The sequence below is a fragment of the Pseudomonas sp. KU26590 genome, from assembly GCF_026153515.1.
GTDB lineage: Bacteria > Pseudomonadota > Gammaproteobacteria > Pseudomonadales > Pseudomonadaceae > Aquipseudomonas.
In genome coordinates, this window is the sequence record NZ_CP110644.1 from 5,006,174 (window position 1) to 5,023,071 (window position 16,898).

A 16,898-nucleotide genomic window follows, 5' to 3' on the forward strand; every position below is an offset into this window, starting at 1 on the left:
TGGAAGTCTTTTTCAGAGTTTCCCTAAAGGTGCACTAGCCAACGAATACAGTCCGCTGGGCAACCTCACCACGCTGACATTGCCGACGGGCGAGCATCTGAACCATCTGTATTACGCAGCGGCCACCTGCACCAACTGAACCTCGTCGGTCTGGTCATAAGCGACATGGAGCGCGATGACCTGCACCTCGCAGGTCTATCGGTCCCAAGGCAAACTTACGAGCCGCTTTGGTTATGACGCGATGGGCCGCAAGAGCTGGCAGTTTGCGTCAAGTATTCCGGCGGAAAAGCTGTCGCAGATCCACAACCCCGGCAATAACAGCCTGCTGATCGACCACGCCTACAACCCTATCCACCGCCGCTACCAATACGATCCGGCTGGCGAACTGACCCGCACCCTGGACAAACTACGCGGCGAGATCAAGTACGAGTATGAAGCGAACGGCCAGCTGCACAGTCGTGATACTGGCCGCCTGGTTGATAGCGAAGAGTTCCGGTATGACGCGGCAGCCAATCGCCTGAATTTCAATACCAGCCAGTTCGACCACGTCAAAGACAACCGCATCAGACATTGGCGTGATAAGGAATATGCCTACGACGCTTGGGGCAACCTGATTGAAAAACGGTCAGGGTTAACCAAGCTGCAGACGTTTACGTACGACTGCGAAAACCGGCTTGTGCGTGCGGAAACTATGGTTAACAGCCAGGTACACAGCGTTGGCACGTATCGGTATGACAGCTTGGGTCGCCGAGTTGGGAAGACGTCCGAGATTGCAGGCCAAACCGAGCACAAGCAATTCCTCTGGCAAGGTTTGCGCCTGCTGCGTGAGGAAACGCCGGCGCAGAGTAGCCTCTACATTTACGAGCCGGGCAGCTATGCGCCACTTGCCCGGGTCGACCAAAACGAGGGTGAGCCAGAGCAAAAGCTCTACTACTTCCACACCGACCAGATCGGCACGCCGCTGGAGATGACGGATGTGGATGGCCAGATTGTCTGGCAGGCGACGTACAAGGCGTGGGGGGAGATCGAGTCGCTTGCGGTAAGTGAGATTGAACAGAATCTGCGGTTCCAAGGTCAGTACTTTGACGAGGAAACGGGACTGCACTACAACACGTTCAGGTACTACGATCCGGAGGTTGGGCGTTTTATTACGCAGGATCCGATTGGGTTGGAAGGTGGATTTAATCTCTATCAGTATGTGCCTAACCCTCTCATGTGGTTGGATCCTACTGGCCTAGTGACTTACAACACAATGCCTGGGATACCAGGGTTTCAGAAACATCACATCATCCCCCGGCAGCTCTCTGGCCACCCGGTGCTAAAGGCGTCAGGTATGAATATCCATGCATCGAATAACATAATTTATCTACCAACCCACGCGGAAAACCATCCTGTACGAACTGTCCACTTGGGCCCACATCCGGGATACACTGCCGAAGTTCGGGGCAATCTGAATGAGATCGAGAGAGTTGGGCGTGAGCAAGGGTGGACCAAGCAGCAATACAAGACGGCTCTCGACGACGTGATCGTCGAGAACCGGCAAGGGCTCCGCAAAGGGGAGACAAAATTGAACAAAAATTCTATTAGGGCGGGAGCGTGTTAAATGAAATTGCTTACACCTTCAGAGGGGTATCCGGAAAGTTATTGGCTCAGTTATGATCACACAAATAGTCTTGATCATTTAGAATTTTATAAGTGTAAAAAGCTTTCTGCCGTTGGTGCCAAGCCGAAAGTAACTCTTGCAAAAAAGATTTCATTGAGTGCTTTCCGCCAATATGATTATTTTTTCAGCGATGGCCCGGATCTAGTTGGCGCCAGGCTCGCTGAAATTATTAACTCCTCGACATTTGCAAGCGATGTCCAACTGATCTGTGCTGACGTTACGATTAATGGCAAAAGCTATGATGATTATTTTATTATTAACTACCTTAGGTCGGAGTCTGCATTTGATATGGCAAATTCGAGTTATAAATCACTTATCAAGTCAATGCCAGATGGCCCGAAGAAATTTAGTAGGATTGTGCTGCTCGATAAAATGCCGGAGAGCGGTATGTTTCGTGCTTCGGAAAGCAACTCTCACCTAGTAGTTTCTGATGATATTGCTGAACACTTTAAGAATAATTCTGTCAAGGGTGTGGAGTTCTGCTCGGAGAAAGGTAGTATGTAGTAAAGCGCTGAACTGGGATTTCGATTTGTAGTTACGATGCACCTGATTTGAAAGCTTTGTATCAGGGCAGATTGTAACGGCAGCGCAGCCATTACTAATACTATTCATCTTCGCATCAAGACCAGCAACACCAGTTGCTCACCATCCAGTTCCAGCCTACTAATGCCGGCAAACAACTGGATGTGACGGCAGAGCACCTTAATCGTGTTTATGACCTGCTGGAGCGTTTCATCGAAGAGACCACACCGCAAGGTGCGCTGGCCTACGAATACGATCCGCTCAGTAACCTGACCACGCTGACGTTGCCGACTGGCCAGCACCTTAATCATCTTTACTACGGCAGCGGCCACCGGCATCAACTTAACCTCGACGGTCTGCTGATCAGCGACATGGAGCGCGATGATCTGCATCGAGAGGTTTATCGTACGCAAGGCAAACTTACGAGCTGCTTTGGTTACGATGCGATGGGGCGCAAGAGCTGGCAGTTCGCATCGAAGATACCTGGCGAAAAGCTCTCACAGATCCACAACCCCGGCAATAACAGCCTGCTGATCGACCACGCCTACAACCCTATCCACCGCCGCTACCAATACGATCCGGCTGGCGAACTGACCCGCACCCTCGACAAACTACGCGGCGAGATCAAGTACGAGTATGAAGCGAACGGCCAGCTGCACAGTCGTGATACTGGCCGCCTGGTTGATAGCGAAGAGTTCCGGTATGACGCGGCAGCCAATCGCCTGAATTTCAATACCAGCCAGTTCGACCACGTCAAAGACAACCGCATCAGACATTGGCGTGATAAGGAATATGCCTACGACGCTTGGGGCAACCTGATTGAAAAACGGTCAGGGTTAACCAAGCTGCAGACGTTTACGTACGACTGCGAAAACCGGCTTGTGCGTGCGGAAACGATGGTTAACAGCCAGGTACACAGCGTTGGCACGTATCGGTATGACAGCTTGGGTCGCCGAGTTGGGAAGACGTCCGAGATTGCAGGCCAAACCGAGCACAAGCAATTCCTCTGGCAAGGTTTGCGCCTGCTGCGTGAGGAAACGCCGGCGCAGAGTAGCCTCTACATTTACGAGCCGGGCAGCTATGCGCCACTTGCCCGGGTCGACCAAAACGAGGGTGAGCCAGAGCAAAAGCTCTACTACTTCCACACCGACCAGATCGGCACGCCGCTGGAGATGACGGATGTGGATGGCCAGATTGTCTGGCAGGCGACGTACAAGGCGTGGGGGGAGATCGAGTCGCTTGCGGTAAGTGAGATTGAACAGAATCTGCGGTTCCAAGGTCAGTACTTTGACGAGGAAACGGGACTGCACTACAACACGTTCAGGTATTACGATCCGGAGATTGGGCGGTTTATAACGCAAGATCCGATTGGGTTAGATGGGGGGACTAATTTCTATGGGTACTGTAATAACCCTGTTGCCTGGATTGACCCCCTAGGGCTGGATTGGAACTATTTTCTGTCAGATGCCAAAGGCGATGTTTTCTATCACGGCCGGGCATCCGACAACGCTTCGCTCAGTGATGTGATGCGCCGTCACGAAGGCACGGTAGCAGCAGATGGTCCACGGTTGGCGAGTGGGGATAGTATTACGCAAGTTACTGCTAAAGGGACATCATATGACACTGTCCGAGGTATCGAAAGCTCAGGTATTCGGGAGCGTCAGGTGCTGGGGCGTGGCAGTGCTAATGTTAGAGGTAACAAAATTCAGGGTATATCCGAGGCCAAGCTCTCAACACGCGTTGGCGCGGAAAGAATGAGTGCAGCGAGCACCTACCTCGAGGCGAAAGGCGCTAGTAAGGTCAGTGCGTTGCCCGGGATCGAAACCAGAAAATCTTCTAATATTGCTGGAAAGCCTTCTAATGTGAAAGGCGCTACTTGTTAAGGTGTTTTATGATTAATACGAAACTAAATAAGGCATTGAAGGATTTTTTGCGAAGTGGATCTGTTGATAACATGCAGGACTCATCTTCTATTGAGGTATTAAAAGAATATGAGATGATTTTCCCGGTCGTCGAAATGGAGCATGACGATCTGATTGAGAAGCTTCACATTGAAATGGCTAAGGCTGAGAAAAGTAAAGTGGTGCAAGAATTTCTTTCGGGCTTGGAGAACAATGAGCCTCAAAAAAGAGCTGCGCTTTCGGCTTATGCAATAATGCAAAAATTCCCAGATCATAAGTTTGAGTCGCACGCTGGTATTCAATGTGATATTTGCAGCGGTTTCAAAAAAAGAAAAGTTGACTTCACGCTAGTTAATGCGATGCGTTATCTCGGGGGCTCAACTAATAATGGAGCTCCGGAGCAGCTATATTTCTTCTTGGCTGAGAGCAATAGGGAGCGTGAATTCTCTGTTCCTTCTGGGAAAAAAATGAAAGCTGTGCTGTCTGTACTGAGCTCGGCCAGCGCTGGTGATACACCAGTTATTTTGGAAAAAAAAATTAGAGGGATTAACGAGCTCAAGTTTTCCCAAGATGAGTCTAGAGGATTACTTGACTTGCTTGGTCATCTAGGAGTACTTGAGACGCCTGAACACAAAGGATTCCTAAACGAATATAAAAATATTGGCTTGGTTCCAAAGAAATCCAGGTCCACCGACTGGAGCTATCCCGTTGATTTCTGGCTGGGTGAGTATGGAATTAATGAGAATGCTGTGAATTTTTGGTTTGGTGATTATTTGAAAAATTGATTTTTTTGTATTTGGCTCTTAAGTGCTCTTTAAGACTCATTTAGAGAGGTGGCTGAAAACTTTATCCCAGCCATTCTATTCATGATTCAGGTGTTAATGCTGGTTAATATCGATAGCTGGATCTCCGTTCTCGAACAGCACCATCTGGAAAAACCGCTACGCGGTCGACAGCGTCATTGCTGATGAATGAAAAGGTCTGCGACCTGGAGAACAATTCTCAATAAGAGTTCAGTAAGGGGGCTATCTGTGGTTAAGGCTTTTATTATGCAAATATCGGACACTTATCCGGAAAGTTACTGGTTCAAGAGTAAGATCCTGACGGGACAAGATTCAATAGAACTAAAAACCGGCGCTGAGGTGACTGGTACCTGGCCATTAGAGTTACGCTTAGACAAGCGCGTAAGTCTAGAAAGGGTTTTGGGATTTGACTTTTTCTTCAGCGATGGTCCTAATTTTATCAGTCCTAGGCTTTACGATATTTTAGTAAGCTCCAACATTTCTGGCTTGCAGTTCATCGATGCCGATATATATATCAAAGGTAAGGAGTATAAGGGTTATAAAGTCGTAAATACTACCAATGCGTTGGCAGCTTTCGATTCAAAAAATTCAAAGTGCGAGCCGTTGTTGAGTTATATCCCCGATGGTCCAAAAAAATACACGGATATTGTGCTTAAAAAAGACATTTCTCCAGCTGTTGACATATTTCGGGCGGAAGAGGATTTTACGGTAATGCTGGCAGTTGAGCGGGTGAAGCGGTTGTTCGACTCAAATCAAATAGTTGGTGTTCAATTTAAAGATCGCTTGGTAAAGAACAGTTTTTGAATAGTATGCTTTCACAACCAACAGCGCTCTGACGGGCCAAGGTAGCCACAGCTTGGGCGGGCATGTGACATGGGTTGATGGAATCGGCTACGGCGATAGGGCGGAGCAGCTGCAAAAAATATGGAGTTAAGGTGAATCAGGATGCACGGCAGGACAACGCCTACGACGAAGGCGATCGGATGCCTGCGGCTAACTGAGGAATCATCAATGAAAAGCTTTGTCGCGTCTACTATAAGAAGTTATGAAGAAGATGGAGTTATGACCGTTGGCTTGGGCGATCATCCCGAAAACCCTTCGAACTTCATCATCATTACGCGCTTGGATGATGAAGATAACGCTACCGTGGATGATGGTATCGGGCTTCTAACAGATGAATCTAAATATGAGAGATCTAATGCGATAGAAAAAATCTCCTACCACTCCGATAGGTTGGAATTAGTAGTTAGACCTGAGTTTGCGGAATTCTTCGGGGCGAGAACCCATGTGGCTAAGTTTTTTCAAGATAGGGATCACTCGCAAGATCAAAAATCTGCATTGAAGCACGCGCTGCAGGATATGTTTTGCGGAAGTCATGTCGAGTTATCGTTGTGAAGAATACGGAGTCATTTGAACCGTATTTCACGTGCATCGTCGCCGGCACGCTCACTGACATCAGTGCTACTGGCGGCGTGCGCGTCCAATTGGATTACTACATCCGCTGGGCCGCTTGACCGACGTCAAACGCGTGGTCGACACTTGGCCGTTGAAACCCTCGTCCAGTATCGGTACGACAACGACAGTCAGCTCACCCATGCGTCGTTTCAGCTACGCCGACGGCGTGATGTCAGTCACAGCAACGCCCCGGGCCTGAGCTGCAACTACCGCCGGGAAACCCGTGACGGTCAGCCGCGCGTGATGGAGCACTGGACCAGTGACGGCGAGCACTTTCATTTCCGTTACGACTTCAAAAATCGGATTTCCTGGGCGGTTGACGTCTTGAGCCGCGGGCTGGAGGTGCACTACAACGAAGATCATCGCGTCTTCGCCGGCCGTGACTACGGTGGCGAACGTTACGCGATCGAGATCGAGATCGATGACAACGGGAACATGACCGGACTGACGCTGCCAGATGGCAACCGTCTGACGTTCAAGTACGACGAATACGCGCGTCTGGTTGAAGAGACTGATCCGCTTGGTCGGACCGTCAGCTACAGCTATCACCAGCTGACTACGCTGGTCTGGTGGTTCCAGAGTCGCTGCAAACTGTGGATAAATAAAATGCTCTCCGAAAAGATTGTTAACTTTTGTAAGACCCAAGGTTGGTGGTTCGATGATGCGAGCCCTGAATATGAAGTAGAACTCCAAAAACTAGGAGTGGACGTGTCGTCCGACTTTGCAGAATTTTACCTTCACGCGGAGGACGGTCCGACCTTTATCCAAAAGGGAAAAGAGATATACCAAGTGTGTTGGTTTTCTAAGAATTCTAATTATGATCTTGCTTTAAAGCGAGCACATGAAACCCTCAACCTTCCTAAGGAGTACCTTCCTTTGGACAGCTTTGAAGGTGAAGGGGGATTTTTCTATAACAAAGTCAGCGGCGAGGTGGTGGAGTTGTCACTGGGGCAAGATCTGACTGACTTTACGCAAGGAAAATTAAAGCCGCAGTGGTCAAGCTTTAATAAATTCCTAGAAATGTATTTTGGTCTGATTTGATTTTTTGGGTTGTGCAGTAATTCAGTGGTCAGGTGGATAATAGCCTTGACCACTTTTTTTCGAGCTTAGATAACAGCCGGGGTAAAAACATTAAATCCACTTGTTATTGCGGGTAACGAAATGCCTATAGTATATAAAAGAGGACTGACCGCGACTGACATAGCTCAAGTTGAATTGGCGCTAGGCAAGTCTCTTCCAGTAGAGTACCGCATTTTTTTGCAAGAAATGAATGGCTTTTTTATAGCGGCTCCCGACTACGTAGAAATCCCTCTGAGCTCGGTCGAAGAGGGACTCATTAGCTTTGATCGGCTCTTTGGGTGGCTCCCTGAAGAAGAATGCAACGATGTGGTGGCCTTCAATCAAGAATTTATTGAGGAGCTTGCTTTCCTCAATAATGCCATTGCTATTGGCGAAGATGGCGGGGGTAACCCTTATGTGATTGTCTCAGAACCTAAAAGGACTGGTATCTACTACTGGGATCGAACTCACTCACATGAAGACAATTCGATAAGAGATACAGATATTCCAGAGAGAAACGATAGTGGAAGTCTCTACTTTATTTCGCCGAGCCTGGAGGAGTTCTACAAGTTAATTTCGAATCAGACGGGGGGAAATCCAGTCGCAATAGAAGATGCATAGATCTCCAGACAAGTCTCCGAAATAAAATTACCTGTCTTTTACAAAATCTCGTTCTTTGACCCGCAAAGTATTGGAATACGCCTGCGACGCTTGGGACAATCTTATTGGAAAGCGCTCAGAACGGAGCAAGCTCGCCCCCACAAGTTCATCATCGCCCCTTGAATCCAACACACAAAAAAATCCCCATCGCTTATCCAGCAGACAGGGACCAAAGGAGGGAATCCAACGCTTTCGCGAACAAGCTCGCCGGCACTTGATGCATGGCCTGACACGCAGTGGTCAGTGGGTCGCATCAACCTGTAGAAGACGAAGTTGCTCGCGAAAGCGTTTTCCGGTTATCACAAAGTCGCAACTCACATCAGGTTCTTACAAATCCATTCCCCGGCAACGATACGTTCGTTAACGGGGAATGGATTCACTTCGAAGTGCTGTTCATTGTTGAATCTTGTGATCCAGAGCGGCGTAGAAGTTGGCGCTTTGTTGCAGGTACTTCGGGGTGTAACTTTGGGTCGAGCTGACTTTTTTGTCAGTGGCTTCGACACTGGCGCTAGCAGGCAGAGCAACAGTGGCGGAAATGGCGGACGCGGCGATGATGGAGAAGAGATTGAAGTTCATGGTGGGTACCTCGCTGTGGTGTGTCGTTTCAAGTCTTGACCGTCGTGGCCGTGGAATGAAAGTTACGCCCGAGGATGTTCTGGAAAAAATCTTTTCTGGCACTAGCCCATATCACCTGAATTGATACAGGCCCACAGCCCCTGAAAACCAAGGGTTGAGCCTGCGTCAAAGTGTCGCTTATGTGCTTGCTTGGGGATTACTTGGCCGTGAGGAAATGAAAGTCGGATGGCGAATCGAAGTCGACTTTCTGCACGGTGTCGCCCAGCAGACCGGTTTTCGGGTCAACGCGGACGGTCACGATCTGGTTGCTTTTCTGGTTGGCGATCAGCACGAAGTGGCCGCTCGGATCAAAAGCGAACTCGCGCGGTTCTTTACCTTCCACGCTGCGACGCTGGATTTCCTTGAGCTGACCGTTGGCGGCGTTGATGCTGAACACCAGCAGTTCGTTCACTTCGCCACGGTTGGCAACGTAGAGGAATTTGCCGTCTGGCGAAGTGTGCAGGCCACCGGCGGCCCGGTTTTGCTGGCCTTCCTTGTTGGCGAGGTCCACCAGTTGCGTGCGGGTGAACACGCCGTCGTGGTAGTCAAACACCGCCACTTGCGCGCTCATTTCCATGGTCAGCCAGGCGTGCTTGCCGTCCTTGCTGAACGTCAGGTGGCGCGGACCGCTGCCCGGTGGCATATCAACTGAGGGCACTTTCGCCGGTTGCAGCGGCTGCGGCTTCTTGGCGTCGTAGTTGAAGACGAAAATCTTGTCAGCGCCCAGATCCATCGCGATCAGGTACTTGCCGTCGGGCGTGGGGACTGCTGCATGGACGTGGGACGAAGCCTGACGTTCCGGATTGACCTTGCTCGCTTCGTGGGTCGCGGTCTGCACCACCGGCGCCAGTTTGCCGTCCTTGCCGACCGGCACCACCGACAGCGCGCCACCTGGCTGCGGATGCACAGCGTAATTGGCAACGAAGAGGAAACGTCCGTCCAGGCTCAGGCTGGAATGGGTTGGCTCTTCACTTTTGGTTTCGACCTCGTTGAGGAACGAGACCGCGTGGGTCTTGGGGTCGATGGCGTAGCTGCTGACTTTGCCGACGACGTCGGTCTGGCCCGGGCCGTTCTCGTTGACTGCGAACAGATGACGCTGGTCTTTGGAAAGTGTCAGCCAGGACGGGTTTTCGCTCTTGATCACCTGACGCGGTTTGGCGTCGAGCTGGCCAGTCTGGGTATTGAAGCCGAAGCGGTAAATGCCTTCGCTGGCGCCGGCGGTGTAGGAACCGACCAGTACGTCGTAATCAGTCATGGGTTTGGCCTGAGCGGAGAGCGCGGAAAGGCTGCTGGCGAGCACTAACCACGGCAGAAGTCTTGGAGTCATTGGGCTGTTCTCTTGTTGGAGTTGTCGGCGCGCCGTAGACGCGGAAGATCAACGGCTATGACAGCGTATTGCGGAAAGTAGTTGCCGGCTGGGTATCTTGAAATCGCGGGAGATGTCGCTTATCCGCGGCACGTACCACATCTGTAGGACCCAGATTGGCCGCAGCATTTCCAAACGGCACAAAGCCCTTGTAGGAGCGCGCTTGCCCGCGAATGGGGAGTGTCAGTCACTGAATATCTGTCTGCCCACACCGCAATCGCGGGCAAGCGCGCTCCTACAGTTGATCTCGATCCGGCCACAGATCCGCATTGGATCAAAAATTTCGTCTTAAGGAATGAGCGCGCTTACTCCTGCTCGCCCTCTTCATCCTCATCACTCGCCGCAATCCCTTGAAGCACGACGATGCGGTGGTCGGCGTTGCCGTCGTTGATGACCCAGCTTTGCAAGGCGGCATCGAATTCGGCGGCGTCGATCTGCGCCAGCGAGAAGCGCCAGACCTTGCGCTCGCGGCCGTCCATGCTTTCGATCTGGAGCATTTCGTCGAGGGTGAATTCGAAGGCGTGCAGGCCGTCGATTTCCAGCATGCTGTGGGCGGTCAGCGCGGTCTGGAGTTCAGTGCGCAGGGATTGAGGTGTCGAGGTCATGGCAGTCGTTCGCATCAGTGAAAGCGCGAATGATAGGTGAAAAGACGCCGAAGCGCTGGCCTCGGCGTCTGATGACCGCAGGTTCAGTCCTGAACGGCTTCCTTTGCGTAGTAGCGCGACGGGATGCCCCAGACGATCAGCGCGATGGCCAGCACACTGACGGCGAACAACGCGAACAGCGCAGGCGTGGCCGTACCGGTGAGGTCCTTGATGCGGCCGACCATGAATGGGGCGATGATCCCGCCCAGTTGCCCGAGGGAGTTGATCAGCGCAATGCCCGCAGCGGCGGCGATGCCAGTCAGGAAGCGCGGCGGAATGGTCCAGAAGATCGGCATCCAGGCGATGATGCCGGTCATGATCATGGTCATGCCGATCATCAATGGCACCAGTTGCCCGGGAAACAATGCACACACCAGATAGCCGGCGGCAGTCAGGGTCGCGCAACCCGCCATGTGCCAGCGGCGCTCGCCGTGGCGGTCGGAGCTGGCGCCAATCAGCAGGTTGCCGATCACCGCGCCCACATACGGAATCACCGTCAGCAAGCCGATGTTCAGCGTATCGATCACACCGGCAGTTTTGATCAGCTGCGGCATCCAGAACAGCAGCCCGGTCAGCGCCATGACCAGGCACAGGTAAATGCCTGACATCACGTAGGTGGTCGGGTGCTTCCAGATGTCTTTGACGGTCTGCTTGACGACGGGCCTGGCCTCTTTCGCCATGCGCGCCAGCACCACTTGCTTCTCCTGCTCACTGAGCCAGGTGGCGTCTTCGATACGGTCCTTGACCAGCCAGAACACCACACCGCCCAGCAGGATGGACGGGATGCCTTCGATCAGGAACAGCCAGCGCCAGCCAGCCAGACCCATGACGCCATCGAAGTGGCCGAGGATCAGCCCGGCAATCGGACCGCCGACAATCCCGCACAGGCAAATGGAGCTTTTGAAGTAGGAGTTGACCCGCGCCCGACGTGAGCCCGGATACCACTGGGTGAAGAAATACAGCACGCCGGGGACGAAGCCCGCTTCCATCACGCCGATCAGAAACCGTAGCGTGTAGAACCAGAATTCGGTCTGCACGAACATCATGCAGGCGGAGGCGATGCCCCACGACACCATGATCCGCGCGATCCAGATCCGCGCGCCGATCTTGTGCAGCAGCACGTTGCTCGGCACTTCAAACAGGAAGTAGCCGACGAAGAACAGGCTCGCGCCCAGGCCATAAACGGTTTCGCTGAAGCCCAGGTCGCTGGCCATCTGCAGCTTGGCGAAGCTGATGTTGACGCGGTCGAGATAGGCAAACAGGAAACAGGCGATGAACAACGGCACGATCCGCCAGCTCACCTTGCGGTAGATGCTGTCCTCGAGCGCGTCGGCATCGAGGTGTTCCAGCGGGATGGCAGTGGCGGTCATGGGTCGCACCTCGTTTTGTTTTTATGTGGGTGTCGGGGTGTGTAGGACGCGGAGCCGAAAAATCCAGCAGGAGTGAGGACTAACGCGGTCAACTGTAGGCGCGCGCTTGCCCGCGAAGAGGCCGGTGCATCCGACGCATATCGGCAGTCTTTACCTACGCCTTCGCGGGCAAGGTGGAGCGCCACCCCGGTCGCTCCTACAAAATCCGCGTCAGCGAACATTATTTCGCTCACGCCCTGCCCCATGTGCAGCCCAAAACCCACGCAATCAGTGGGACCGGCCAGCGCTGCTGCAGGGTTTGAAGCATCAAAGTTGCTTGATAGCGCCCGGATGGAAAACAGCCTCGGCCGGCGCGATGCCATTGATCAACGGCGCGCCGAACTCATGCTGGCTGATCTCGAACTTGTCCCCCGGCTGCGTCTTGATGCCGTCGGCAAACGACAGCGTCGCGGTGCCGAAGAAATGCACATGGACATCGCCCGGCCGCAGGAACTGGGCGTATTTGAAGTGGTGGTACTCGAGGTTTTCCAGGCTGTGGCACATGTTGGCCTCGCCACTCAGGAACTCCTTCTCCCACAGCACTTGGCCGTCGCGGTGGATGCGGCTGGTGCCCGCCAGGTTCTGAGGCAAATCGCCAACCCGCAACTCGGGCCCGAACGAGCAGGCGCGCAGCTTGGAGTGGGCGAGGTACAGGTAGTTCTTGCGCTCCATAACGTGATCGGAGAACTCGTTGCCGATGGCGAAACCCAAACGGTAAGGCTTGCCGTCGTGACCGATCACGTACAGCCCGCTCAGCTCAGGCTCTTCGCCGGCGTCTTCGGAGAAGGGAGGCTGCGGGAACGACTCGCCCGGACGAATGACGATGCTGCCGTCGCCCTTGTAGAACCATTCCGGTTGCACGCCGGGCTGACCCGCCGCCGGTTTGCCACCCTCAACGCCCCACTTGAAGATGCGCATGGTGTCAGTCATGGCCGACTCGTCGTTGCCCTGCTGGTGCATTTTGTCCCGCGCCGAGGCGCTGCCCAGATGGGTCAGCCCGGTGCCACTGACCAGCAAGTGGGCCGGGTCCGGATGGTCCAGCGGCGGCAGAATCATCAGATCGGCGCGCAGCTGTGAATAATCGTGGTTTTCGCCCAGGCCCAGGCTGTCGACCTGCTCGGCGAGGGAAATCTTCTTTTCGATGGCCGCCAAGGCCAGATCACGGGTGCTGGTCGCGCCCTGGATTTCGCGAACCAGCGGACCGTCCACCAGACCGACACGACGCTGGCCATTGCCCAGCTCGAACTGTACTAAATGCATGGGATTCTCCTGTTTGAATTTTCGAAGACTCCGTAGGCGCCAACGTGTTGGCGATGAACCCGCGCGGTGTCAGTACCGGCGCTTCGCGAATGAATTCGCTCCTACAGGTTTTGTATCAGTGTCCAGATTTCCACGCCCCTTGTAGGAGCGCGCTTGCCCGCGATAGCGATCTGTCTGAAACATCTTCATGTCTGACACACCGCCATCGCGGGCAAGCGCGCTCCTACAGGGGTTTTGTGTCAGGCCTTGCTCCGCGCGCTGGCGGCGAATTTCGATTCGGGCAAAGCGTGCTTGCGCTCCAGAACACGGTAGACCACACCGGTCAGGATCAGGCCGCAGATCATCACGCCCGAGAGGAAGTACAAGCCGCTGGCCAGATTACCGGTCAGTTCCTTCAGCCAGCCGATGACAAAGGGGCCGATGTAGCCGCCCAGATTGCCCACCGAGTTGATCAGCGCAATGCCCGCCGCTGCACTGGCGCCGGCGAAGAATCGACCGGGCAAGGTCCAGAACACCGCGGTGCAGGAAAACAGCGAGAACGCCACCAGCGACAGCGCCGCCAGTTGCAGCACCGGAACCGTCAGGTACGCGCTGAGGAACAGGCCGGTGGCGCCGATTACGTACAGCACCGCCAGATGACCATAGCGGTCATTGAGCCGGTCGGAGCTGCGCGGGACGATCAACAGGCCGACGATGCCGAAAATGTAGGGCACGGCAGAAATGAAACCTGTGGCCAGGTCAGTGCCGCCGAACTGTTTGATCAGCGTCGGCAGCCACAAACCAAGGCCATAAATGCTCAAGGTGACAGGGAGGTAAAACAGTGCCAGCAGCAGAACGCGTTTGTCCTTCAGCGCGTGCAGCGGATTGCCGTGGCGGGTCTGGCCGTATTCTTCCAGGTCCTTTTTAAGCTCGCCGGCGAGCCATTGTTTCTCGACCGGGTCCATCCACTTCACGTCTTTCGGGCCGTCAGGCAGCCAGCGCAACACCGGCAGCGTCAGCAGAATCGCCGGCGCGCCGATGCACAGGAACAGCCACTGCCAGCCGTGCAGACCAGCCACCCCTTCCATGCCCAGCAAACCACCGGAAATCGGGCCGGTGATCATCATGGCGATGGGCTGGGAAAGAATGAACAGGCCGAGGATCTTGCCGCGATGGCGGACCGGAAACCACTGGGTGATGTAGTACAGAACGCCCGGGAAGAACCCTGCTTCGGCAGCGCCGAGCAAGAAGCGCATGACATAGAAGCTGGTGGGGCCCTGGATAAAGGCCATGCCCATGGTGATGACGCCCCAGGTGAGCATGATCCGCGCAAACCAGCGCCGCGCGCCGAAGCGTTCGAGCATCAGGTTGCTGGGGATTTCCAACAGGAAGTAGCCAATGAAAAACAGGCCGGCGCCCATGCCATAGGCCGCGTCACCGATGCCGACGTCCGCGCCCATGTGCAGCTTGGCGAAGCCGACAGCGGAGCGATCCACATAGGCAATCAGGTAGAGCAGGATCAGGAAGGGAATCAGTTTCAAGGTGATGCGACGAATAAGCCTGAGTTCCTGGCTCATGGATGCGGTCCTCATTGTTTTTGTTATGGAAGCCTGCGGGGATCGCCTCTGCCTTCGTGTGCGCATTGCTGCGGATGAAGCCGGCAGGGTCGTCCCTCGGTTGAGATCGACTATATAGTATTACTATTTAAGACTACAACTCTTCCACTCGCGACATTTTCGGCCTATTTTAGGGGTCACCTGCAGCCTTTAGTCTTACAAATAAAGCCTAACAATAAGAGTGCTGATTTATGTCTGATTCCGCTAAGAAACCCGTGCTGCGCTCCGCCCAGTGGTTCGGTACCGCCGACAAGAACGGCTTCATGTACCGCAGCTGGATGAAGAACCAGGGTATCGCCGACCATCAGTTCCAGGGCAAGCCGATCATCGGCATCTGCAACACCTGGTCCGAACTCACCCCCTGCAACGCCCACTTCCGCACCATCGCCGAACACGTCAAACGCGGCGTCATCGAAGCCGGTGGTTTCCCGGTTGAGTTTCCGGTCTTCTCCAACGGCGAATCGAACCTGCGCCCGACCGCCATGCTGACCCGCAACCTGGCGAGCATGGACGTCGAAGAAGCGATTCGCGGCAATCCCATCGACGGCGTTGTGCTGCTGACCGGTTGCGACAAGACCACCCCTGCCCTGCTGATGGGCGCTGCCAGCTGTGACATCCCGGCCATCGTCGTCACCGGCGGGCCGATGCTCAACGGCAAGCACAAGGGCAAGGACATCGGCGCCGGCACCATCGTCTGGCAGATGCACGAATCCTACAAAGCCGGGCAGATCAGCCTCGACGAGTTTCTTTCCGCCGAATCGGGTATGTCGCGCTCCGCCGGTACCTGCAACACCATGGGCACCGCCTCGACGATGGCGTGCATGGCCGAAGCGCTGGGTACTTCTCTTCCGCATAACGCTGCGATTCCTGCGGTCGATTCACGCCGCTATGTCCTGGCGCACATGTCCGGCATGCGCGCGGTGCAGATGGTCAACGAAGACCTGCGCCTGTCGAAAATCCTGACCCGCGAGGCCTTCGAAAACGCCATTCGCGTCAACGCCGCCATCGGCGGTTCGACCAACGCGGTGATCCACCTTAAGGCCATCGCCGGTCGTATCGGCGTCGAGCTGGAGCTGGACGACTGGACCCGCATCGGTCGCGGCACGCCAACGCTGGTGGACCTGCAGCCTTCCGGGCGCTTCCTGATGGAAGAGTTCTACTACGCGGGCGGCCTGCCTGCGGTGTTACGTCGTCTGGGCGAGAACAACCTGATTCCCCATCCCGACGCCTTGACCGCCAACGGCAAGACGCTCTGGGAAAACGTGCAGAACTCGCCGATCTATGGCGACGATGAAGTGATCCGCGCCATCGACAATCCGCTGGTGGCCGATGGCGGTATCTGCGTGCTGCGCGGCAACCTGGCGCCGCTGGGCGCGGTGCTCAAGCCGTCTGCCGCCACGCCTGCGCTGATGAAGCATCGGGGTCGCGCCGTGGTGTTCGAGAACTTCGACATGTACAAGGCGCGCATCAACGATCCGGAGCTGGACGTCGATGCCAACAGCATTCTGGTGATGAAGAACTGCGGGCCGAAGGGTTATCCGGGCATGGCCGAAGTCGGCAACATGGGTCTGCCGGCCAAACTGCTGGCCCAGGGCGTGACGGACATGGTGCGGATTTCCGATGCGCGCATGAGCGGGACGGCGTATGGCACGGTGGTGTTGCACGTGGCGCCCGAGGCCGCTGCCGGGGGTCCGCTGGCGGTGGTGCAGGAAGGTGACTTCATCGAACTGGATTGCGCGACCGGCCGCCTGCACCTGGACATCCCGGAAGCGGAACTGGCCGCGCGCCTGGCCGATTGGCAAGCGCCGCCGCAGCTGTTGATCGGCGGATACCGTCAGCTGTACATCGATCATGTGATGCAGGCGGATCAGGGCTGCGACTTCGACTTCCTGGTCGGCATGCGCGGCTCGGAAGTGCCACGGCACTCTCATTAATTGAAAGCCATT

At 54.6% G+C, this 16,898-nt stretch carries 12 protein-coding genes and 3 pseudogenes; 9 read left to right on the forward strand and 6 right to left on the reverse strand.

From position 1 onward, the window contains the following. The first annotated feature begins 106 nt into the window (after nt 1-106). The 8 genes and pseudogenes from OKW98_RS22245 to OKW98_RS22280 all read left to right on the forward strand — a co-directional run bounded on the left by OKW98_RS22245 (nt 107) and on the right by OKW98_RS22280 (nt 8,024). Nucleotides 107-1,603 (forward strand): annotated as a pseudogene (locus OKW98_RS22245) (RHS repeat-associated core domain-containing protein). Next, nucleotides 1,604-2,167 (forward strand): imm11 family protein, encoded by a 564-nt coding sequence (locus OKW98_RS22250; protein ID WP_265386689.1) that lies wholly within the window; start codon nt 1,604-1,606, stop codon nt 2,165-2,167. Nucleotides 2,168-2,286: 119 nt separating this feature from the next. Next, nucleotides 2,287-4,068: pseudogene (locus OKW98_RS22255) on the forward strand (RHS repeat domain-containing protein); the annotation flags it as partial. 8 nt (nt 4,069-4,076) lie between these two features. Next, nucleotides 4,077-4,871: a hypothetical protein gene (locus OKW98_RS22260; RefSeq protein WP_265386690.1), complete on the forward strand. Its 795-nt coding sequence runs from the start codon at nt 4,077-4,079 to the stop codon at nt 4,869-4,871. Between the two features lie 264 nt (nt 4,872-5,135). Continuing rightward, nucleotides 5,136-5,693: an imm11 family protein gene (locus OKW98_RS22265; RefSeq protein ID WP_265386691.1), complete on the forward strand. Its 558-nt coding sequence runs from the start codon at nt 5,136-5,138 to the stop codon at nt 5,691-5,693. 207 nt (nt 5,694-5,900) lie between these two features. Beyond that, nucleotides 5,901-6,284, forward strand: a complete 384-nt coding sequence (locus OKW98_RS22270) for a hypothetical protein (protein ID WP_074890381.1) — start codon at nt 5,901-5,903, stop codon at nt 6,282-6,284. Nucleotides 6,285-6,307: 23 nt separating this feature from the next. After that, nucleotides 6,308-6,911 (forward strand): annotated as a pseudogene (locus OKW98_RS22275) (type IV secretion protein Rhs); the annotation flags it as partial. 594 nt (nt 6,912-7,505) lie between these two features. Beyond that, nucleotides 7,506-8,024, forward strand: coding sequence for an SMI1/KNR4 family protein (locus OKW98_RS22280; RefSeq protein WP_265386692.1), 519 nt, complete (start codon nt 7,506-7,508; stop codon nt 8,022-8,024). 432 nt (nt 8,025-8,456) lie between these two features. On the opposite strand, the gene OKW98_RS22285 is transcribed toward OKW98_RS22280, so the two are convergent. From OKW98_RS22285 to OKW98_RS22310, 6 genes are all read right to left on the reverse strand, one after another. Continuing rightward, on the reverse strand, nt 8,457-8,639 hold the full coding sequence (locus tag OKW98_RS22285) for a hypothetical protein (RefSeq protein ID WP_065986171.1): 183 nt from the start codon (nt 8,637-8,639) through the stop codon (nt 8,457-8,459). Between the two features lie 196 nt (nt 8,640-8,835). Then, nucleotides 8,836-10,005, reverse strand: coding sequence for a lactonase family protein (locus OKW98_RS22290; protein WP_265386693.1), 1,170 nt, complete (start codon nt 10,003-10,005; stop codon nt 8,836-8,838). Nucleotides 10,006-10,349: 344 nt separating this feature from the next. Then, nucleotides 10,350-10,649 (reverse strand): DUF5629 family protein, encoded by a 300-nt coding sequence (locus OKW98_RS22295; RefSeq protein WP_265386694.1) that lies wholly within the window; start codon nt 10,647-10,649, stop codon nt 10,350-10,352. A gap of 83 nt (nt 10,650-10,732) precedes the next feature. After that, nucleotides 10,733-12,058, reverse strand: coding sequence for an MFS transporter (locus tag OKW98_RS22300; protein WP_265386695.1), 1,326 nt, complete (start codon nt 12,056-12,058; stop codon nt 10,733-10,735). 306 nt (nt 12,059-12,364) lie between these two features. Next, the gene (gene araD1, locus OKW98_RS22305) at nt 12,365-13,357 is read right to left on the reverse strand and encodes an AraD1 family protein (RefSeq protein WP_265386696.1); all 993 of its coding nucleotides are present in this window, start codon (nt 13,355-13,357) and stop codon (nt 12,365-12,367) included. Between the two features lie 239 nt (nt 13,358-13,596). Continuing rightward, entirely contained in the window at nt 13,597-14,913 is a 1,317-nt protein-coding gene (locus OKW98_RS22310) for an MFS transporter (RefSeq protein WP_265386697.1), read from the reverse strand. A 230-nt stretch (nt 14,914-15,143) separates the two neighbouring features. On the opposite strand from OKW98_RS22310, the gene OKW98_RS22315 reads away from it, so the two are divergent. Next, nucleotides 15,144-16,886 (forward strand): IlvD/Edd family dehydratase, encoded by a 1,743-nt coding sequence (locus OKW98_RS22315; RefSeq protein WP_265386698.1) that lies wholly within the window; start codon nt 15,144-15,146, stop codon nt 16,884-16,886. Nucleotides 16,887-16,898: the final 12 nt, after the last annotated feature.